Source organism: Tenacibaculum ovolyticum DSM 18103 (assembly GCF_000430545.1).
Taxonomy (GTDB): Bacteria; Bacteroidota; Bacteroidia; order Flavobacteriales; family Flavobacteriaceae; genus Polaribacter; species Polaribacter ovolyticus.
Map to the genome: position 1 here is coordinate 204,844 of NZ_AUMF01000010.1, position 21,013 is coordinate 225,856.

A 21,013-nucleotide genomic window follows, 5' to 3' on the forward strand; every position below is an offset into this window, starting at 1 on the left:
TAAGATTTTTAATTATCCTTCTTTTGTTCTTTTTCTTCTTCCTTTTTTAAATCTTCTTCAAGTTTTTTTATTTCTTTCTCGAGCTTTAAGCGTTCTTTTTCTTTCTGTTTAGCTTCGTTCTCTTTTTCTTTCTGTATGTTTTTCTCGAGTTTTAAACGTTCTTTTTCTTTACGTTTTTGTTCCTTCTCTTCTTCTTTTTTTATGTTCTTCTCAAGTTTTAAACGTTCTTTTTCTTTGTTTTTAATATCCTTTTCAGCTTTCTTTTTTGCTTTTTTAGCAGCTTTCTTTTCAGCTTTTGTCGTTTTCTTCTTCTCTTTTTTATCTTCTTTAATTATAACATCAACTAACGACTTAGAACGTTCTCTTTTTGGTTTACTAACTGTTATTTCTTCTTCTGTATCACCTTCTTTTACAACAACGGTTTGTTTATCTTTCTTTTTAAATAAACCTTTTACTTTACTAAACAGACGTCCAAAGAAACCTTTGTTTTCGTCGTATTTAACCGCCTCTTGTTCTTCAATTTTATTTCCAAACTCATCTAGTTCAACAAATTTATCTTGATGCCTATTTAATCTGTAAGAAACACCAAGCCCTGTGTAAAGACCAGCTTCTTTTTGTTGTAATGTTCCTCTAAGTGTTGCATTAAATTGAAGGTTTTCGTTAAATAAATATGCAGCACCTACGCCAATATTTGTTTTCTTTTGATATTTTTCGAAGGTTCCTTGTATCTCTGCAAAACCAGACCAATAATCATTATAATTATAAGTACCAGTAATTATATATGAGTATTCTGAAAAATCACTACCAATATTATCATAATATAAGTTCGTAATTACATATAGTTTATTTGAAATTTCATTTTGAAGTAAAAGGCCAACTTTTGTACTAATACCTCCTTTTTGATGATAATCAGTTAAAAAACTACCAAAATTTGCACCGACATAAACACCTACATGGGGTATGAGTCTTTTATAATCAAAGGAGTGTCTTGCTTTCCAGCTTCTTATTTCTTCTTTTTTATCATTGTATTTAGGTGCATAAACTAAATACTTAGCACCTAATGTAAATTTACTTAATCCTGTTTTGCTGTAAGAAGACTCAAAAACATTTTTGAATGCAATTTTATCGTTTTGAAGTGATGTATTAAGATTAAATTCTAACTTTTCAGAAAAGAAACTAGTTCTAAATAACAGATTTAAACCTAAAGCTTGTGGGTTGCTAAAAGTAGGAGTTGCACTTGCTTTTCTAAAAAACAAACTGCTCTCAAATTGATAAACGCCTGAACCAACACTGTATGGGCTTTCAGAAAACCCTGGGCGATTTGAGTTTATCACCGTAGTATACTGAGCATTTACAACGAAAGTTGAGAAAAAAGCAAAAAACAAAATAAGTTTCTTAGTCATGTTATAAATTCAAATTATAGAATTAGTACAAACATACATAAAATACAAATTATTATATAATATAAGTTTTGTAAAGTCTTAACGCTTATTTTTAGTTCAAATTGTTATTTTTGATTAATTTTTTATTAAAAGTTACAATGACACATATAAATGAAGCTGGACCTATGAATTTTTTAAAAACTATTTTTATAATAGTACTAATCTATTATATAGTAAAATTTTTTGTTAAGCTGTTTGCTCCATATTTATTGAAAAAAGCAGTAGATAAAGTTCAGAAAAAAGCTGAGCAACAATATAAAAATCAACAAAGAGAAACTACTGTAGAAGAAGGAAAAACGGTAGTAGATAAAACCCCTAAAAACACTAAGCAAAGCAATAATTCGGTAGGAGAATATGTTGATTTTGAAGAAATAGATTAACTATGAATTTTAAAAAATATATTCCGCATGCAATTGCGATTGCTGTTTTTGCAATTATATCACTGTTGTATTTTAACCCAGTTTTAAGTGGTAAGCAAATAAAACAGAATGATATTACCCAATTTATAGGGATGTCTAAGCAAGTTAAAGATTATAGAATTGAAAAAAATGAAGAGCCTTATTGGTTAGGAAATGCTTTTAGTGGTATGCCAGCTTATCAGGTTAGTGCTTATTATCCGAATGATTTTGTAAGATATATTGATAAAGCAATACGTTTTTTACCAAGGCCAGCAGATTATTTATTTTTATATTTCTTAGGTTTTTTCTTATTATTAACAGCTTTAAAAGTTGATTGGAAATTAGCCATTTTAGGAAGTTTGTCCTTCGGTTTTTCTACCTATTTAATAATTATTTTCGGAGCAGGACACAACGCAAAAGCACATGCTATTGGTTATATGCCATTGGTAATCGCTGGGGTTTTATATATTTTTAGAAAAAGATATTTAGTAGGTTTTATAATTACTGCCTTAGCAATGGCTTTAGAGGTATACACAAACCACCCCCAGATGACTTATTATCTTGGTTTTTGTTTGTTCATATTAGTAATTGTAGAATTTATTGAAGCTTTTAAGACTAAATTATTACCTGCTTTCGCAAAACAAGCAGCTATATTACTTGGAGCTATGTTTATTGGTTTAGGGGTAAACTCTACCAGACTATTATCAATGAAGCAGTATGCTGATTTTAGTACAAGAGGTAAATCAGAATTAACAATTAATTCTGATGGTTTACCAAAAGAAAAATCAACAGGATTGGATAAGTCTTACATAACTGAATATAGTTATGGTATTGTTGAAACATTTAATTTAATAATTCCTCGTTTTATGGGAGGAGGAACTGTTGAGAAGTTAGGGGAAGATTCTAATTTTTATCAAGTTTTAGAGCAAAATGCAGGTAAAAGTGTTGCGAAAGATTATTCTAAGAGTGTATTAACTTATTGGGGTACGCAACCTATTGTAGAAGCACCTGCGTATATTGGTGCTATTTTATTCTTTTTATTCTTTTTAGGAATTTTCTTGGTAAAAGGAAAGTTGAAGTATTGGTTGGTGTCTGCTACTATTTTTTCTATTGTATTAAGTTGGGGGAAAAATTTTGCAGGTGTAACTAATTTTTTTATTGATTATGTACCATTATATAATAAGTTTAGAGCAGTTTCTTCTATTCAAGTAATCGCAGAGTTATGTGTTCCGTTATTAGGAGTGATAGCTTTACGAGATTTCTTTTCATCAAAAATTTCATCAGAGGAAAAACAAGAAGCGTTAAAAAAAGCTTTTTATGTTTTAGGTGGAATTACATTAGTATTCGTATTGTTTGGATCTAGTTTATTTGCTTTTGAAGGACTAAGAGATTCACAATATCAACAATTACCAGAGTTAATAGGGGCATTAATTACTGATAGAAAAGCAATGTTATTTAACGATAGTGTTCGTTCGTTTTTATTAGTTTTAGGTTCAGCAGCATTATTGTGGTTTTATTTAAAAGGGAAATTAAAACAAGTTCCGGTTTTAATTGTTTTAGGTGGGCTTATTGTTTTTGATTTAGTATCAGTAGATATTAAATATGTAAATAAAGAAGATTTTACATCAGCAAGAAAAGTATTAAAACCATTTACAGCTACAAAAATTGATAAAGAAATTTTAAAAGATAAGAGTTACTATCGTGTAGTAAACTTTAGTGTGAATCCTATGCAAGATGGTCGAACATCATATTTTCATAATTCGATTGGAGGGTATCATGCGGCAAAAATGAAACGTTATCAAGAGTTATTTGAGTATCAAATTTCAAAAAATAATATAGAGGTACTAAACATGTTAAATGCAAAGTATTTCATTGTAGGTGAAGATAAATTTCAAGAAAACAGAGATGCAAACGGTAATGCTTGGTTTATAGATCGATTAAAGATTGTTAATACGGCAAATAAAGAGATAAAAGCTTTAGATAGTTTAAATACAAAAAGGGAGGCAGTTTTAAATTCAAAAAAGTTAACAACAAAATTACCTTCATTAACATATATAAAAGATACTACATCATATATTAATTTAGTGAAAAATGATATAACAACGTTAACTTATGATGTTAATGCGAAAGAAAATCAATTTGCTGTATTTTCAGAAATATATTATAAAGATGGTTGGAATGCTTATTTAAATGGGGAATTAGTACCGCATTATAACGTGAATTATGTTTTAAGAGGTATGGAGATACCAAAAGGTAAACACGTATTAGAATACAAATATGAACCTACTGTAATAAGCGTAGGTAATATAGTTACACTGTTTTCTTATGTTTTATTATTACTAATACCAATAGGTTGGTTTGTTATTCGTAGTAGAAAGAACAAACAATAAGATTAGTTATCTAGGCTTTTAAGAAATACTGAAGGAGTTACTCCTATTTGTTTTTTAAAAGCCCTAGTAAAAGCAGAGGCATTTGTATAACCAATCTCTTCAGCTAAAGCTTGAATAGAATATTTTCTATAGGTCGCATTGGTTTTTAATTGATTAATAATATATTCGATTTTACGTTTGGTATAGTATTGAGAAAAAGATTCTTCGTTATGTTTATTAAAAACAAAAGAAATATAAGTAGTGTTTGTTTTTAAACTATCAGCAATAGTTGATATTGAAAAATCTGATTTTAAAAAAGACAAATCTTTGTTTATTTCTTCAACCTTATTAATAATTTTAGTTTCTAATATTTGATCAATATTATATTCTTTTTTCTCTGCTTCATTAAGTTTTCTATCCTTAATTTTAGCTAAGAGCTCTTCTTTTTGTTTTTTTTCCTTTCTTAAAAATACAAAAAGAAGAACAAAGAGGATGATTAGAAAACTAATAAAATAAATTATTAATTTTTTGTACTTGTTAGATTCTCTTTTTTTTATCTCGGTATTTAATTGCTGTGCTTTATTGTAATCATTTTTATATAAAGAATTAAATGTTTTTTCTTTATCAGCTCTAGCTAAATTATATTGATTTAAAGTAAGTTGAGAATATTTATATGCACTATCTATTTTATTTAGTTTATTGTATTGATTAGATAAAATAGTAGATACAGTAATTAGTTTACTTCGTCTGCACTTTTCATTTTGATCGTTAATTAATTTTTTGGCATAAAAAATAGCTGAATCTGCTATTTTAAGGTTATGATAACATACTGATTTTTGAAAATATTCTCGATGTTTATATTTATATCCGTTGCTTATTTTTGAATAATTATTAATTTCAGCAAGAGCTTTTTGATAGTTTTTTTTAGCAATTAAAACCTTGGTTTTCCTTAAGCTATAAAAGATTTCAGAATCTTTATGTAGAGGCACAAATGACTTTGTTACGAGAAAAGATTTGTTAAAATAATAAGCAGCAGAATCAAGGTGTCTAGGTTGATTAGTCTTAACATTTAATTTCATAAATGTATTACCCAAGCAATTTAAAATATTAGCTTTCCATTCTTTATAATAAGAATCATTTTTTAGATCCTTTGTAATAGGTGTATTAATTTTTGAACAAGTGTTGCGTAATACTTTTAGAGCATCTTCAGGTAAGTCGAGTTTGTTTTTAATAGTTGCTTTGTTTAAAATTAAACCTAAATTATCTCTAATGCTTTTTTTATTTTTTAAAGGGTAATTTACTATTAAGTCTTCAAATTTTATAAGTACATTATAAGCTTCATCGTATTTTTCTTGATTTTTTTTAATCCAAAACAATCTGTTTAAAGCAGATTTCTTTAAGTCAATAAAACAAATGTCTTTTTTGTCTAAAGAGTCGATTATACTAATTACTTGTTTAACAAGTTTTTCAGATTCTTTGTATTTTTTTAATCTATATAAGCCATAAAATTTACCTGAAATTGCTTTTGTTTTATAACATAAATCATTTGATTCACTAAGCTTTTTACTGTAAAAAAAAGAGCTGTCGATATTTGTGTTTCTATAAAAAATCATTTTTTCTAAGTAAAACGAATCTAAGTCGACTTCTTGAGAAAAAACTTCTAAGCTAATTAATGAAAATAATAAAAGTACGTAGATCCTTAAATTCATTAAAATTTTGATTTTTTTGTATCCAAGACCCAAATATACTATAAATATTAAGCTTTAGATACTCAAATTAAGATGTGTTTTACGCTATTCTTAAAATATTATTTAAAAAGTGATTCTTCTTTTTAAAAAGGTTTTCATGAAAAAGGTGAGTAAATAATGTTTGGAGTTTTTTGTTTTTTAGTTTGTAGATTTTTAACATTAAGAAAATTAAAAGAGATATAAATAACGATATAATTTTAAATAACTACTGACCTATATAACTCTTTATCCTTTTTTTTGTTAGTAATACTGAAATAGTAATACATTTGCTTAAAAATGGATAAATGTATAATAAACTTCCAATAAAAAGATATAAGCATACTATTGAGTTTTTGCAAAAAAACATTCCAGCCCCTGCTGTAATTTTAGATTTAGGCGTTAGAAACCCTTTTACTGAAATTATGGAGAAACACGGTTATACTGTTTATAATACTAACGGTGAGGATTTAGATTTAATGCCTGAGTTAGTGAAAAAACATAAGATAGATGTAGTAACAGCTTTTGAAATTTTTGAACATTTATTAGCTCCTTTTAATGTGTTAAAAGCAATTGAGGCAACTAAAATTATAACTACGGTTCCATTAAAGTTATGGTTTAAAAGTGCTTATAGAAGCAAGACAGATATGTGGGATAGACATTATCATGAATTTGAAGATTGGCAGTATGATTGGTTATTAGAAAAGTCTGGTTGGGAAATTGAAGATACCGAAAAATGGACAAGCCCAATTAATCAAATAGGTTTTAGACCCATTTTAAGAAGATATACACCAAGGTATTACGCAGTATACGCTAAAAAGAAATAGAAATGAGAAAGAGAATTTTGATTGTTGTGGGTACAAGACCCAATTTTGTGAAAATTACGCAATTTAAAAAACAAGCAGCACTACAGAATATTGACCTAAAAATAGTACATACTGGTCAACATTATGATGAAAAAATGTCAGCTATTTTTTTAAAACAATTTAATATAGAAGTAGATTATTTTTTAAATATAAATGGAAAAACACCTAATAGTTTAATCGGAGAGATTATGATTAAACTAGAAGAAGTAATAAATAATTTTAAACCTCATTTATTACTATCTGTAGGAGATGTAAATTCAACTTTAGCAGCTTCAATTACTGCTAATAAACTAAATGTGAAATTAGGACATGTAGAAAGTGGACTAAGAAGTTTAGATAGAGAAATGCCAGAGGAAATTAATAGAATTATAACTGATGAAATTTCTGATATTTGTTTTGTAACTGAAGAAAGTGGTATTGAAAATTTAAAAAATATAGGGAAATCAGACAACCAAATAGCTTATGTTGGTAACACGATGATTGATACACTTGTTCATTTTGAAGAGCAAATTGAAGCATCAACAATACTAGAGGAAATTGAATATAAAAAATATATTCTAATAACCATGCACAGACCAAGAAATGTAGATGGTGAAGAAAGTCTTCATAAAATAATAAGTCTGTTAAAGAATATTACTGAAAATTATAATGTAGTATTTTCATTACATCCTAGAACAGAAAATAGTTTTATTAAAAACAAATTATTCGATTCTTTAGAAACTATTAAAGGGTTAAAAATTATTCCGCCACAAAACTATTTTGCATTTCAAAAATTAGTGAAATATGCTTTTTGTGTAGTTACAGATAGTGGAGGAATTCAAGAAGAAACTACTTTTCAAAAAATACCATGTATTACTTTGAGGGAAAATACAGAAAGACCTAGTACAATAACAAAAGGAACAAATGTTTTAATGTCTTTTGATAATGAAAAGATTGTAAGTCATTTAAATAGTATAGAAAACAAATTATTTAAAGAAGGTCAAGTTCCAGATTTATGGGATGGGTATGCAACGGGGCGTATCTTAAAAAAATGTATTGATTTTTTATCATGAGTTATATAGCTATGGTTGTAGATGCTTCTTATCCTAATGATATAAGGGTAAGAAAAGAAGCTGAATCGTTAGTTAATAGCGGTAATAAAGTGGTGGTTATTTGTCCACGTAAAAAAAACGATGATAAAACTGAAAAGATTAATGGAGTAAATGTTTTTAGAATAGGTACTAATTATTCGAATTCTAAAAAAGGTTTACATGATATCTTTGAAAGCATTTTTAATATAAATCTTCTTTTTTTCTTCGGAATAAAGAAGGCAATGAAGCAATATAGTATTGAATATCTTCATATTCATGATTTACCATTAGCGGGTACAGGTTATCTGTTTAAATCTAAAGTTAAAAAAGTAATTTTAGATATGCATGAAAATTATCCAGAGGCTTTAAAAACTTGGTTTTTATGGAAAAAAAATCCAATAATAAAACTAAAGAATTTTATTTTTATGAACCCTATTTTATGGTCTTATAAAGAAAGAAAATATTGTAAAAAGTACGATACTATTATTTGTGTAGTAGAAGAAATGAAACAAAAATTAATTACTAATTTTAATATTAACCCTAATAAGTTAGTGGTTATTTCTAATTTTGAGAAAAAAGAATTTGCTAGCAATTTTTTAAATTCAGTAGCACAAAATATAATCAATCCCAAAGATTTTTCAATAACATACGTAGGTGGGTTTGGACCTCACAGAGGAATTGATACGGCTATTAAAGCAATGCCTCAAATTGTAGCTAAAATACCTAATGCTACTCTTTTTCTAATAGGTAAAGGAAGTTTTGCTGTCGAAACAAAATTAAAAGAAATTACTAGAGAATATAAAGTTGAGAATAATGTGAAATTTGTTGGTTACCGACCTTTTAACGAAGTTTCAACCATTATGCAAGAATCTAACATCAATATAATTCCTCATAAATCAAACGAGCATACCGACAATACGATACCTCATAAATTATTTCAAATAATGATGAGTAAGAGTTTGTTATTAGTAAGTTCTTGTAAACCTTTAAAAAGAATTGTTGAGAAATACGATTGTGGAGTAGTTTTTAAAGCAGATGATGTTAATGATTTTACTGATAAGGTTGTTATGATTCATCAAAAAGGTAATTTACTAAATTATAAGAAAGATAACGCTTTTGATGCAGTAATGAATCAAGGAGAAAACTGGGAAGAGGAAAGCTTGAAATTACATAGTTTATATACACATATTTAATTTGAAAGTATTAATAATAACTTATTATTGGGTACCCGCAGGTGGTTCAGGAGTGCAGCGTTGGTTAAAATTTGTAAAATATTTACGTGATTTTAATATAGAACCAGTTGTGTATACGGTTGATGAAGCTAAGTACCCTATTATTGATGAATCGTTAAAAAGTGATATACCAAAAAATATAGAAGTTTTAAAGAAAACTATTTGGGAACCTAATAATTTTTTATCAATCTTTAAAAAGAAAGAAACTAAAACAAGTGCTGGTTTTTTAAATCCTAATCCTACCTTTTTTGGGAAAATATTACAATACGTTAGAGCAAATTATTTTATTCCAGATGCTAGAAAATTTTGGATAAAACCTTCTGTGAAATATTTAGAAAAATACCTGAAAGAAAATAAAATTGATGCAATTATAACTACAGGGCCACCGCATAGTTTACACTTAATAGGTTTAGCGTTAAAGAAAAAAACAAATGTAAAGTGGATTGCTGATTTTCGTGATCCGTGGACAGCTATTGATTATTTCCATCAATTACCATTAACAAAAAAATCAATAAAAAAACATCATCAATTAGAGCAAGAAGTTTTAGCAAATGCAGATGCATCTTTGGTTGTTGGTGAAACAATGAAAGCGAATTATAAAACGTTTTCAAATAATATTCATGTGGTAACTAATGGGTATGATTCGGAAGAAAATGAGAAAATTGTACCTGCTTTAGATACAAAATTCTCGATAACACATATTGGTTTAATGAATTCGGATAGAAATCCGAAAATATTGTGGAAGGCATTGTCTGAATTATCTGAAGAAAATAATGCTTTTAAAAACGATTTAGAGATAAAGTTAATAGGGGAATTATCTGATGATGTAGTAACTGATTTAGATAAATATGAATTTAAAAGCGTTGAAAAAATAAATTACGTACCACATAAAGAAGTACAACAATATCAGCGTAATTCACAAGTATTATTGCTTGCTGTAAATAATGTGCCAAGTGCTAAAGGAATCATAACAGGTAAAATTTTTGAGTATTTACAAGCAAAACGACCTATCTTAGCGATTGGACCTGAAGATGGAGATTTAGCAGTAATTTTAAAAAATACAAATTCGGGAACTATTGTTGATTTTAACGATAAAGAAACAATTAAAAGAACGGTTTTAAGTTTATATAAAAGTTATAAAGAAAATACATTGCAGGTGTCTTCAAAAGATATTGAACAATATCATCGTAAGGAGTTAACCAAACAATTATCAGTAATACTAAAACAAGTAGTAAATTCTTGAAAAAAATAGTTACCATATTAGGAGCTCGACCTCAATTTGTAAAAGGAGCAGTGCTAAGTAGAGTGATAAATAGTCACAAGGAAATTGAAGAGGTTATTGTACATACAGGACAGCATTTTGATGCTAATATGAGCGCAGTTTTTTTTGATGAAATGCAAATACCTAAGCCAAAATATAATTTAAACATAAATGGTTTAAATCATGGAGCTATGACAGGGCAGATGTTAGAAAAAATTGAAGAGATTTTGCTAACAGAAAAACCTGATGCAATTGTTGTTTATGGAGATACAAATTCTACTATTGCAGGTGCTTTAGCTGCGAAGAAACTACATATTAAAGTAATACATATTGAGGCTGGTTTGCGATCATTTAATATGCAAATGCCAGAAGAAATAAATCGTATTGTAACTGACAGGATTGCAGATTTATTAAGCTGTCCAACAGAAGTTGCTGTTGCTAATTTAAAGCAAGAAGGTTTTGAAAACTTAGAGATTAAGGTTGAGCAACATGGAGACATCATGAAAGATGCAGTGGAGTTTTACGGGGCTTTTTCTGAAGAGAAATCAAGTGTTATTAAATCATTAAACTTAACAGTAAATGAGTTTGTATTAGCTACTATTCATCGTCAGGAAAATACGGATGATAAAGAAAAGTTAGCCAATGTTTTTTTAGGATTAGAAGAAATACATAAAACTAAGCAAGTAGTAATGCCGTTGCATCCTCGAACAAAAAAAATGCTTGATTTATATGGTTTAAAGCCGAAAATTACATTTATAAACCCTGTTGGTTATTTTGATATGTTAGAGCTTTTAAAAAATTGTGCTTTGGTTGTCACCGATAGTGGCGGACTACAAAAAGAGGCCTTTTTTAATAAAAAACACTGTATTATAGCAAGAGAAGAAACTGAATGGACAGAGCTTGTAACGAATGGTTATGCTAAAATAACCGCAACAAACCCGCAAGAAATAAGTAATGCATATGCTGAGTTTTTAAAAGAAACAAAAAACTTTAAAGAAGCATTATACGGTAATAATGTTGGCGAAAAAATATATCAATCAATCATCAAATTAATAAACGCGTAAATTGGGAATCGTATTAAAGCAATCACTTAAAAATACCATAATTATCTATTTAGGATTTTTAATTGGAGGAATAAACACTATCGTTTTATATTCAAGGTTTTTAAAAGATGAATATTACGGTTTAGCAACTTACGTATTTTCTGCATCAAATTTATTAATGCCAATAATGGCGTTAGGAATTCAATTTACTATTGTTAAGTTTTTCACAGCCTATAAAACTAAAAAAGAAAAAGACAGCTTTTTAAGTTCCGTACTTTTTTTACCCTTATTAATAGCATTACCTATTGGTTTTTGTTGGGATGTTTTTCATAATTTAATTATGAGTTATATTTCAAAAAGTAATGTTGAAGGCAATTTAATTATAGAAAATTACACTATTTATATTTACATTATTGCTGTTTGCTGTGCTTATTTCGAAGTTTTTTATTCGTGGGCAAAAGTGCAAATGCAATCTGTTTTTGGTACTGTTTTAAAAGAGCTTTATAATAGAGCAGTTATTATGGTATTATTATTTGCTGTGCATTTTGAATTTATTAGCAAACAAGAATTTTTATATTATATGGCTTTTGCCTATGTAGTACGAACATTATTAATGTTAGTTTATGCTTTTAAATTATATACTCCTAAATTAAGTTTTTCAATACCTAATAATTTTAAAGAAGTATTACGTTACTCTTTTTACATTCTTTTGGCAGGGAGTGCAGGGGCACTTGTTTTAGATATCGATAAAATAATGATACCTGGTAAAGATGGTTTTGCAACAGCTGCATATTATGCGGTAGCTTTGTTTATAGGAAGTTTTATTGAAGCACCAAGTAGAGCAATGGGGCAAATCTTACAGCCATTAACTTCAAAGGCTATTAATGAAAATAATGATAAAGAAACTAATAGTTTGTATCATAAAAGTGCTATTAATTTATTATTGGTTGGTGGTTTGTTTTTTATATTGGTTAACTGTAATGTTGATGAGTTGTTTAAAATAATGCCAAATAAAAATTATGCAGGAGGTGGTTTAGTGGTTTTATTAATTTCTGGAGGGAAATTATTTATGATGTCTTTAGGAAATAATGGTGCAATTATTCAAAACTCAAAATTTTATAGAATTACCATGCCAATTGGCGTTGGAATGGCGTTTATGGTTACCTATTTAAATATTTTTCTCTACAATGATATAGGTATGGGAACAGAGGGTTTAGCTTTAGCAACCTTATTATCTGTGGTAACTTTTAATGCCTTTAAACTTTGGTTTGTAAATAAGAAGTTAAAAATGTTTCCATATACCCTGAAAACTTTACAAATGGTTTTAATTATTATTGTATTATTTTTAGGTTCTTATTTTTGGAATTTCTCGGTACCAGAATTTTCAATTAGAAGCTTTAGAATAGATCCGATTGTAAACATTATTTTAAAGAGTCTTATAATTATTCCTGTATATCTATTTGTAGTGTTCAAATTGACTATTTCTGATCAAATAAATAGTTTAGTGAATAGATTTATAAAATAAAATTAGTCTTTAATTAGAGCCTCTTAAACTAGTTTTTAAGAATTATTTTAATTGAAGTATGCTAAGATTTTTTTTAATTCGACTTAATTGTACAGGTGAAACATTAAGGTAAGAAGCTATGTAGCGTTGCGCAATTATATTATCTATATCTGGAACTATTTTTTTTAACATTAAATACCTCTCAGTAGCACTATAGGTAGAGATTTCTAGAATTAAACTTTCGGTTTTTAAATAAGTACTTTCGAGGGTTTTTACATATAATAAACTAAGCTTATGGTGTTTTAAAACTAGTTCTTTAAACTTAAAAAAATCACCTTTATAAGCAGTAATCTTTGTTAAAGCTTGGTAGTTTAAATTTGAAGGAGCCTTCTTTATTAAGGCAGCTATGTTTCCCGTTAGTTGACCAGGAAGAAAAAAAGTTCTAGTAATTTCTTTTCCAGATTCACTTTGTAAATAAGATCTAACGATACCTGTTTTTACAATAAAAAATGAAGTAGAATTTTCATTTGTTCTAGTTAGGAAATCAAAAGGCTCTAACTCTATATAGGTAATTATTTCTTTGAAAAGTGAAATCATGTTTTCAGACAAATCAATATACTGAGAAAGAAAATTTTCAATATCACTATTCATAAAAAAATGGAATTAACAAGTTAACCTTAAATAAGGTAGCTAAATTTAAGGTTTTTTTTATAAAAAATAAAATGAAAGACATGAAAAGTCAGACATGCTCATTTTGGGCTTGTCTGAATGTTTTAAGAAAATCACATAAAAGTGATAAATGTAACTTGTTAATTACATTACAAATATATTTGATATTTGTAGGTTTTACATTAACATGTGTTTATAAAAACTAATTTCTGTAATTTTTTCGAACTCTACTTAATTGAACTGGCGTTATATTTAAATAGGAGGCAATATGGTATTGATTAATTAGATTATCAATTTTAGGAAATCTTTCTTTTAGTTTTTCATATCGTTGTGTAGCGTTTAACATTAAAAGCTCTAATATTTTCTTTTCTTCTCTAATGTGTATTGCTTCTAAAACTCTATGGTGAAAAATTGATAAATCATGATGTAACAATGTTAAGTTATAAAAGGAGGCATAATTACATTCTAAAACATCACACTCGGTGAGGCATTCATAAATTAAATTAGAGGGTTCTTGTTTAATTAAAGCTCCTAAGTTACCTGAAGTAATTACAGGGGTGTATATGGTTTTAGTATGTTCTTTTCCTTTTTCATCTATAATATAAGCTCTAATTATTCCTTTTCTTAAAATATAAAAATTAGTTGGTATTTGTCCTAAACGAACAAGCTCTTGATTTTTAAGAAGCTTTTTTGGTTGTGTTAATTTATTAAGCTTGGTAAAAGAACTTTCTGAAACGTGATGAATATTAAAAACAAAATTTCTGAAAAAGTTCATAATGAGAGAGTATTGTAGTTCTCTCAAATTTACATTTTTTACTGAAAAATAAAAAATAAATTAAAATGGATTAAATTTAAGTTTTTATTAAGTTAAATTTAATAGGAGAGCAAAAAAACTATTTTTTTATTAAAAATTAATTTTTTCTAAAAAACTAATAGCGTTTGGACCTTCCATAAAAAGTAAGTCTAAAATAGATAAGTTAGGGATGAAGCCATGTTTATCATCAAACATTTGAATATAAGTATCGACTTCAATCTCAACTCCTTTTTTAGCAAGTGCTAAGTTTCTATAATCAGTAATACTAGGCGTTACATCATACGCTGTTGTTTTAGAAAAAGAAGTGTTTAATTGCAATGCGTCAGTAATAAATAGATGCGTATCTATATTTACATCTTGCAAGTATTTGTATTTCTTGCTAAATATTTTAGAGATATCATCTTCAAAGAACTCAAAAAAAGGAGATGTACGATATGCTGATAATAATGATTTAAAGTGTTGTTGCTGCCATTGAATATCATTTTCAACTAAAGTGTCTTTCGTTTTCTTTCTACCTTCATTTAATACATGCTTTACAGGTATATTTAAGGTTAACTTTCCGTTAGCTCCATAAATATAGCACCTATTTCTATAAGTTTGCTTTTGGTAATTATCTTCAAATTCAAAAATAACAGCATCTGTTTTGTAGATTGCAGCATATTGTGAAATAGGAGCAAAATATGTTGGTATAAAAAGTGACATTATAAATCTATTTCTTTTTGCCTTTATAAAAACTATAAGCAGTATATCCAATAATTAGAAGTAATGCTAACCATAAATAAGAAGTCGGTTTACCGCTACCACCTACAGTGGTGAACATTCTATCCCAACGAATAGATTTTATTTTAGCTATAAAACTTGGTGCATTAGGATCCCAACTTAACCAGATTAATACAGGTTTACCAACTACATGGTCAAAAGGTACATATCCCCAGTTTCTTGCATCTAATGAGTTCTGGCGATTGTCTCCCATCATCCAATAGTAATCTTGCTTAAAAGTGTAGCTTTCAGCTTTTTTACCGTTGATAAAAATAACATCACCAAAAATTGTTAAATCATTATTTTCGTATCTTCTAATGATTTGCTCATAAAAAGGTATTGTATTCTCATTTAATGCAACAGTAGTTCCTTTTTTAGGGATGTAAATAGGTCCAAAATTATCATGAGACCAAGCGTATTTTGGGTTATGTGGAAAAACAGATTTATCGTAATTTCCACTTGGTTGTAAGCGTTTTTCTATACTTTTTACTAAAGGGTTCTTAGCTAATGTCGCTGCTTCTTTATCTGTAAGATTAAAGTAGTAAAGGCCGTCGTTTGACATTTTACCTTCTCTATTTTTATTATATTCTCTTATTACAGTTTGCGGTAATTGTTTTCCATCAGTATCAACTATAAAATACCACTGTGGCTTTGCCCTATCTGGTAAAACTGTTTTTTTTCCGTTTATAAATACATAACCGTCACGAACCTCTAGTGTATCACCAGCAATACCTGTTGCTCTTTTTACATAATTTGTTCGTTTATCAATAGGTTTATAAGTTGCTTCTCCCGAGCGATCACCCCACATTGTTTTTAAAGTGTCTGCAGGCCAGCTAAAAACAACAATGTCATTACGCTTAATGTTTTGAAAACCTGGTAAACGCATGTATGGTAAAGAGAGTTTATTTAAAAAACCATCTTTATTTTTGTTGTCAGATAAGAACGATTTTGTTCCTAAAAGAGGTACTGTGTCGTGTGCCATTGGCGCAGCTACTGTTGTACTAGGTATACGAGCACCGTAATGAAATTTACTAACAAATAAATAATCACCAACTAATAATGTTTTTTCTAAAGAAGAAGTAGGTATGGTATAAGGCTGCATAAAGTAGGTGTGTACTATGGTTGCAGCGATAATAGCAAAAGCAATAGAACTTACCCATTCACCTAAAGGAGATCTTGGTTGTAAACTTCTGTTTTCAATATACGCTGTATCTGTAATGTAATTGATGTAGTATATGTATAAACCTAATGTAAAGACTGCTAATAAGGTGTCTTTTCGCTTGTTAAAGCCAAAGCTTCTACAGGTTTCTATCCAAATAATAGGAAACATTAATAAATTAACTATTGGAACAAATAATAAAATAACCCACCATTTCGAACGGTTTATTATTTGCATTAAAACAATGGCATTGTAAACAGGTATAGCAGCTTCCCAAGCTTGTCTTCCTGCTTTAATATATAATTTCCAAGTTCCTAAAAAATGAATTACTTGTATTATTAAAAAGAATATAAACCATTCGGTAAATGTCATAATGCGTATATTTTGTTTTCCTGTATTAAGGAATGAAATTCAATATTATTAGTGTCTTTTTTTTTAAGATTGTTACGTAATTAACCTAAGTTTAACACATCTCTCATGGTGTAAACACCAGTTTTATTAACTAACCATTCAGCGGCAATAACTGCACCTAAAGCAAATCCTTGTCTATTATGAGCTGTGTGCTTAATGTCAATAGTATCAACAACTGATTTGTATGTGGTAGTATGCGTACCAGGTACATCTGGAGTTCTAATAGCAGTAATAGGGATGTTTTTTTCAGAAGTTAAAGTCTCTAATTCCCAATTATTTTTGTTCGTGTTTTCTATAATACCTTCAGCTAATGTAATTGCTGTTCCGCTTGGGGCATCTAGTTTTTTTGTGTGATGAATTTCTTCAATAGAAACATTATACTGCTCTAATGCATTCATCATTTTAGCTAATTGTTTATTTAGCTCAAAGAAAACATTTACACCTAAGCTAAAATTAGAAGCGTAAATAAAAGCACCTTTTTTCTGATTACACAATTCAACTATAGAATCATATTTATCAAGCCAACCTGTTGTTCCTGAAATTACAGGAATTTGATTGTTTATACAGTTACTAATATTATCAAAAGCAGAAGAAGGAACGCTAAAATCAATTGCTACATCAGCTTCAGTAATGTCGTAACCTTCTTTTTCAGAAGTTTTTATTATAATTTCATGGCCTCTTTGTAAAGCAATTTTTTCAATTTCTTTACCCATTCTACCATAACCAAGTAAGGCTATTTTCATTTTAAAAAGAATATTTAAGTGTTAAACCTACTTTAGGAGATTCTATAAAAAGCGGGTCTGGATATACCATTGGCTTTAAAGATAAATTATCAGTAGTATCAAATTGTAATAGGTGTGCATTTACACTAGCCTCAACAATTTGTAAAACATATAATAAGATACCTGTTAAAAGCGATAAATCTCTGTTCTTACGAAGTACTTTTTGTGCGTTTTCTAAACCAGGTGTAGATATTAAAGTATTTCCGTCTACATCGGTAAATTCATCTTTTAACCCTTGTTTTCTAAGTCTAAAGGCCGTTCTGTATCTATCGTATTCGTTGCTGTTATTTATATAATAATAAGCACTAGTACCCATAGCAGCCCAAACAATTGGAGCTTTCCAGTATTTTTTATTATAAATTTGCCCTCCACCAGGAAAAATAGCAGAGTAAAATGCTGCTTTACTTGGCGACAAAGGGTTGTATTTATTACTTACTATTTGTAATTGTTTTACTTTTATAGCTGTAGAATCTTTTTGAGCAAATAAAATTTGACTCAAAAAAAAACTAAATAAAAAAAGTATGATAGTACGATTATTCACTTATTTTAATAAGTTTTTAATGCGATTAAAATCTTCTTCAGAGTCAAAAGGGATAGAGATTTTTCCTTTACCACGATTGTTAACACTAACATCTATTTTATTACCAAAATAGTTGCTAATATCTTTTACTCCTTCAGAAACAAAGTTAGGTAGTGTTTTCTTTTTTGCTGTTTTAGCAACAGTACCTGCTTTTATATTTTTAACTAATTCTTCAGTTTGGCGAACCGATAATTTGTCTCGAACTATTTTTTCGTAAATATTTAATTGATCAGAATTACTATCAACACTAATAAGTGCACGACCATGTCCCATAGATATAAAACTATCACGCATTCCTGTTTGAATAATAGGATCTAATTTTAATAAACGTAAATAATTGGTAACAGTCGAACGTTTTTTTCCTACTCTAGTACTTAGCTCTTCTTGGGTTAATTGAATTTCATCAATTAAACGTTGGTAAGAAAGTGCTACTTCAATAGGATCAAGATTTTTACGTTGAATATTTTCAACTAATGCCATTTCTAGCATTTCTTGATCATTTGCTAAACGAATGTAAGCAGGAACGGTTTTATTACCGATTAATTTAGAAGCCCTAAAACGACGTTCTCCAGAAACTAATTGAAACGAGTTGTTTGCTAGTTTTCTAACTGTAATAGGTTGTATAACACCTAATTGTTCTATCGAGTTTGCTAATTCTCGTAAGGCTTCTTCATCAAAATAAGTTCTAGGTTGAAAAGGGTTTACTTCTATAGAACTCAATTCGATTTCAATAATATTTCCTACTAGCTTATCTGCGTTTTTATCTTCCGCTGAATTTACTTCAGCAGTTTCTGTTAATAAAGCTGATAAACCTCTTCCTAAAGCTCGTTTTTTAGTTGCTTTTGCCATTTACAGTAATTATGCGTTTTTTGTTAAGATTTCGTTTGCCAAATTTAAGTAATTTACAGCACCTTTACTGGTTGCATCGTATGAAATTATACTTTCACCGTAACTTGGTGCTTCACTTAAACGAATATTTCTATGAACAATTGTTTCAAAAACCATTGAACTGAAGTGTTTTTTTACTTCTTCTACGACCTGATTAGAAAGACGTAAACGAGAATCAAACATAGTAAGCAATAAACCTTCTATGTCTAAATCGGGGTTATGTATTTTTTGAACACTTTTAATCGTGTTTAATAATTTACCTAAACCTTCTAAAGCAAAATATTCACATTGAATAGGTATTATAACTGAATCTGCAGCAACTAAAGAGTTTAAGGTGATTAAACCTAAAGAAGGTGCGCAATCAATTAAAATATAATCATAGTCATCTTTAAGTTCGTTTAATGCTTTTTTTAACATAAACTCTCTTTCTTGTTTGTCTACTAATTCTATTTCAATAGCAACAAGATCAATATGTGCTGGAATTAAATCAACATTTGGAGATTCTGTTTTTAGAATAGTTTCTTTAGCCGATATGGTGTGTTCTAAAACTTGATACGTTCCGAACTCAACACTATCTACATCTAAACCTAAACCAGAAGTAGCGTTTGCTTGTGGGTCGGCATCAATTAATAAGACTCTCTTTTCTAAAACACCTAATGATGCTGCTAAATTTACAGTAGTCGTAGTTTTACCTACACCACCTTTTTGATTTGCAATTGCTATTATTTTACCCATTGTAATTTAAAAAGTTTGAAAGAGGTAAATTTACAATTATTTATCATTTTTTAAAGCTAAAGATGTTAACAAAAACTATAATTTAATTATTAGTGTTTAAATTTTACAGAAAAAACAAATCTGTTATGTTTTTTTCCCCTATTAATCTCCGTCTTTACCACCTGTTAATCTCCATTTTTTATACCACTATTTTATGTTAAGAAGAAAGTAGTTTTGTGGAAATTCTTTTTAATACTAGTTAAAAGAAGTGAATATAGTTTTATCTGCTAAAAAAAAGGTAAGAATGTATCGCGTAAACCGAAAAGCGAAAGAGTAGGGGGATTTAAATTAAAAATCAATTATTATGAATAGGTATTTATTATTATTAATGTTAAGTATTGTAACTGTAGCATGTCAAAGCAACGAAGATGAAAATATTGTAGAAAAAGAAAAGTTAACTAATGAAGTTCTTTTCAGAGAGGATGGAAGAATACTCTCTTTTTCATCGTTTAAAGAATTAGAAATTTTTATTAAAGAATCAATTGAGTCTGGTCAAGATTTGATAGAGTTGTCTAAATCAGATTTTGATAGAAGTGGTAGGGTTTCTTTATTGTTAGCGTATAATATTGAGGCAGATGAAGCTGAAAAATATCAATTAAATAAAAAAGAAGTTGTAGAAGTAAATTCTAGTGATAGTATGCTGTTATATCTATTAAATAAAAATGGAGAAATTAGTATTGAAGGGGCTATTTATAGAATAGATGGAGAGTTTGTTTATACTTACAAACATGGTAATGAAAATGAAATTGAATCATTTTTGTTAGATTACAAAGTAGGAAAGATTAAAGTTTCTGATCAAAAAACGATTATATATAATAAATTCTTAAAAGTATATAAGCATGGTAATAATAAAAAAGAATATTCCTCAAGAGGAATTGTTCGTCATGAGTCGTTTTCAAATGATAGAAGTGTGAAAATGAGACTTGAACAATTTGATCAGCATTGGTATTTTTATAGTTCTATTGGTGCAAAAACCAAAACAGAACAATATAGAAAGGTGTGGTTTTGGAATACTTGGGTAACCGTTAAAACAAACAATAGGTTAAAGTTTGGAGTAGCTTATCAGGCAAAAATTGTTGGGACTAATATCAGAATGAACAGGAGTCCTTTATTTGATAATATATCAAATCATACAAATGAAGTGATGAAAATTTATGAATTCTGTGTAGGTACTCCTGCCTTATTTCATTATACAGCAGTAGATGGCTATACTGAGCATTGGGCAGAATGGTATGGAAATACTGCTTTTAAGGTTGTAAACTACTAGA

Annotated in this window: 19 protein-coding genes; 9 read left to right on the plus strand and 10 right to left on the minus strand. The window is 28.4% G+C overall.

The features are described from left to right. Positions 1-8 precede the first annotated feature (8 nt). Complete coding sequence (locus H518_RS20355; protein ID WP_051263649.1) at positions 9-1,403, minus strand: transporter; 1,395 nt, start codon at positions 1,401-1,403, stop codon at positions 9-11. A gap of 137 nt (positions 1,404-1,540) precedes the next feature. On the opposite strand from H518_RS20355, the gene H518_RS0103390 reads away from it, so the two are divergent. Both H518_RS0103390 and H518_RS0103395 read left to right on the plus strand, forming a co-directional pair. Then, the gene (locus H518_RS0103390; RefSeq protein ID WP_231891984.1) at positions 1,541-1,822 is read left to right on the plus strand and encodes a DUF4834 family protein; all 282 of its coding nucleotides are present in this window, start codon (positions 1,541-1,543) and stop codon (positions 1,820-1,822) included. 2 nt (positions 1,823-1,824) lie between these two features. Further along, positions 1,825-4,230: a YfhO family protein gene (locus H518_RS0103395; RefSeq protein ID WP_028887764.1), complete on the plus strand. Its 2,406-nt coding sequence runs from the start codon at positions 1,825-1,827 to the stop codon at positions 4,228-4,230. A gap of 2 nt (positions 4,231-4,232) precedes the next feature. Here H518_RS0103395 and H518_RS0103400 read toward each other — a convergent pair whose 3' ends face one another. After that, a complete protein-coding gene (locus H518_RS0103400; RefSeq protein WP_028887765.1) occupies positions 4,233-5,918 on the minus strand; it encodes a helix-turn-helix domain-containing protein in 1,686 nt (561 codons plus the stop codon). A gap of 323 nt (positions 5,919-6,241) precedes the next feature. Between H518_RS0103400 and H518_RS0103405 the strand changes: the two genes are divergently transcribed. Genes H518_RS0103405 through H518_RS0103430 form a run of 6 tightly spaced genes read left to right on the plus strand, consistent with a single transcriptional unit; the run spans position 6,242 to position 12,930 of the window. Then, the gene (locus tag H518_RS0103405; RefSeq protein WP_028887766.1) at positions 6,242-6,760 is read left to right on the plus strand and encodes a class I SAM-dependent methyltransferase; all 519 of its coding nucleotides are present in this window, start codon (positions 6,242-6,244) and stop codon (positions 6,758-6,760) included. A gap of 2 nt (positions 6,761-6,762) precedes the next feature. Next, the gene (gene wecB / locus H518_RS0103410) at positions 6,763-7,851 is read left to right on the plus strand and encodes a non-hydrolyzing UDP-N-acetylglucosamine 2-epimerase (protein ID WP_043706407.1); all 1,089 of its coding nucleotides are present in this window, start codon (positions 6,763-6,765) and stop codon (positions 7,849-7,851) included. After that, a complete protein-coding gene (locus tag H518_RS0103415; protein ID WP_028887768.1) occupies positions 7,848-9,062 on the plus strand; it encodes a glycosyltransferase in 1,215 nt (404 codons plus the stop codon). Before wecB (H518_RS0103410) ends, H518_RS0103415 begins: the two co-directional genes overlap by 4 nt. 1 nt (position 9,063) lies before the next feature. Then, positions 9,064-10,344: a glycosyltransferase family 4 protein gene (locus H518_RS0103420; RefSeq protein ID WP_043706408.1), complete on the plus strand. Its 1,281-nt coding sequence runs from the start codon at positions 9,064-9,066 to the stop codon at positions 10,342-10,344. Next, complete coding sequence (gene wecB, locus H518_RS0103425) at positions 10,341-11,426, plus strand: non-hydrolyzing UDP-N-acetylglucosamine 2-epimerase (protein WP_028887770.1); 1,086 nt, start codon at positions 10,341-10,343, stop codon at positions 11,424-11,426. Before H518_RS0103420 ends, wecB (H518_RS0103425) begins: the two co-directional genes overlap by 4 nt. A gap of 1 nt (position 11,427) precedes the next feature. Further along, positions 11,428-12,930, plus strand: a complete 1,503-nt coding sequence (locus H518_RS0103430; protein WP_028887771.1) for a lipopolysaccharide biosynthesis protein — start codon at positions 11,428-11,430, stop codon at positions 12,928-12,930. Between the two features lie 42 nt (positions 12,931-12,972). Here H518_RS0103430 and H518_RS0103435 read toward each other — a convergent pair whose 3' ends face one another. The 8 genes from H518_RS0103435 to H518_RS0103470 form a co-directional block, all read right to left on the minus strand. Further along, a complete protein-coding gene (locus tag H518_RS0103435) occupies positions 12,973-13,560 on the minus strand; it encodes a Crp/Fnr family transcriptional regulator (protein ID WP_028887772.1) in 588 nt (195 codons plus the stop codon). A gap of 220 nt (positions 13,561-13,780) precedes the next feature. Beyond that, a complete protein-coding gene (locus H518_RS20360; RefSeq protein WP_051263650.1) occupies positions 13,781-14,353 on the minus strand; it encodes a Crp/Fnr family transcriptional regulator in 573 nt (190 codons plus the stop codon). Positions 14,354-14,482: 129 nt separating this feature from the next. After that, on the minus strand, positions 14,483-15,094 hold the full coding sequence (locus tag H518_RS0103445; RefSeq protein WP_028887773.1) for a WbqC family protein: 612 nt from the start codon (positions 15,092-15,094) through the stop codon (positions 14,483-14,485). 7 nt (positions 15,095-15,101) lie between these two features. Continuing rightward, complete coding sequence (lepB, locus tag H518_RS0103450) at positions 15,102-16,682, minus strand: signal peptidase I (RefSeq protein ID WP_028887774.1); 1,581 nt, start codon at positions 16,680-16,682, stop codon at positions 15,102-15,104. Between the two features lie 80 nt (positions 16,683-16,762). Beyond that, entirely contained in the window at positions 16,763-17,464 is a 702-nt protein-coding gene (gene dapB / locus H518_RS0103455; protein WP_028887775.1) for a 4-hydroxy-tetrahydrodipicolinate reductase, read from the minus strand. Between the two features lies 1 nt (position 17,465). Further along, on the minus strand, positions 17,466-18,002 hold the full coding sequence (locus H518_RS0103460) for a DUF5683 domain-containing protein (RefSeq protein WP_231891970.1): 537 nt from the start codon (positions 18,000-18,002) through the stop codon (positions 17,466-17,468). Positions 18,003-18,044: 42 nt separating this feature from the next. Next, positions 18,045-18,932, minus strand: a complete 888-nt coding sequence (locus tag H518_RS0103465) for a ParB/RepB/Spo0J family partition protein (protein WP_028887777.1) — start codon at positions 18,930-18,932, stop codon at positions 18,045-18,047. Positions 18,933-18,941: 9 nt separating this feature from the next. Then, the gene (locus tag H518_RS0103470) at positions 18,942-19,706 is read right to left on the minus strand and encodes a ParA family protein (protein WP_028887778.1); all 765 of its coding nucleotides are present in this window, start codon (positions 19,704-19,706) and stop codon (positions 18,942-18,944) included. Between the two features lie 343 nt (positions 19,707-20,049). Here H518_RS0103470 and H518_RS0103475 point away from each other — a divergent pair, with 343 nt between their 5' ends. Continuing rightward, positions 20,050-21,012 carry a hypothetical protein gene (locus tag H518_RS0103475; RefSeq protein ID WP_155995147.1) on the plus strand — a complete coding sequence of 321 codons (963 nt, stop codon included), beginning with the start codon at positions 20,050-20,052 and terminating at the stop codon, positions 21,010-21,012. Position 21,013 lies beyond the last annotated feature (1 nt).

Coding starts and splice junctions, on each gene's coding strand:
- H518_RS0103400 (WP_028887765.1), bottom strand. CDS start 5,918: ATGAATTTAAGGATCTACGTACTTTTATTATTTTCATTAATTAGCTTA.
- H518_RS0103475 (WP_155995147.1), top strand. CDS start 20,050: ATGAATAGGTATTTATTATTATTAATGTTAAGTATTGTAACTGTAGCA.
- H518_RS0103470 (WP_028887778.1), bottom strand. CDS start 19,706: ATGGGTAAAATAATAGCAATTGCAAATCAAAAAGGTGGTGTAGGTAAA.
- lepB (WP_028887774.1), bottom strand. CDS start 16,682: ATGACATTTACCGAATGGTTTATATTCTTTTTAATAATACAAGTAATT.
- H518_RS20360 (WP_051263650.1), bottom strand. CDS start 14,353: ATGAACTTTTTCAGAAATTTTGTTTTTAATATTCATCACGTTTCAGAA.
- H518_RS0103435 (WP_028887772.1), bottom strand. CDS start 13,560: ATGAATAGTGATATTGAAAATTTTCTTTCTCAGTATATTGATTTGTCT.
- H518_RS0103405 (WP_028887766.1), top strand. CDS start 6,242: ATGTATAATAAACTTCCAATAAAAAGATATAAGCATACTATTGAGTTT.
- H518_RS0103415 (WP_028887768.1), top strand. CDS start 7,848: ATGAGTTATATAGCTATGGTTGTAGATGCTTCTTATCCTAATGATATA.
- H518_RS0103390 (WP_231891984.1), top strand. CDS start 1,541: ATGACACATATAAATGAAGCTGGACCTATGAATTTTTTAAAAACTATT.
- dapB (WP_028887775.1), bottom strand. CDS start 17,464: ATGAAAATAGCCTTACTTGGTTATGGTAGAATGGGTAAAGAAATTGAA.
- H518_RS0103445 (WP_028887773.1), bottom strand. CDS start 15,094: ATGTCACTTTTTATACCAACATATTTTGCTCCTATTTCACAATATGCT.
- H518_RS0103465 (WP_028887777.1), bottom strand. CDS start 18,932: ATGGCAAAAGCAACTAAAAAACGAGCTTTAGGAAGAGGTTTATCAGCT.
- H518_RS20355 (WP_051263649.1), bottom strand. CDS start 1,403: ATGACTAAGAAACTTATTTTGTTTTTTGCTTTTTTCTCAACTTTCGTT.
- H518_RS0103395 (WP_028887764.1), top strand. CDS start 1,825: ATGAATTTTAAAAAATATATTCCGCATGCAATTGCGATTGCTGTTTTT.
- wecB (WP_043706407.1), top strand. CDS start 6,763: ATGAGAAAGAGAATTTTGATTGTTGTGGGTACAAGACCCAATTTTGTG.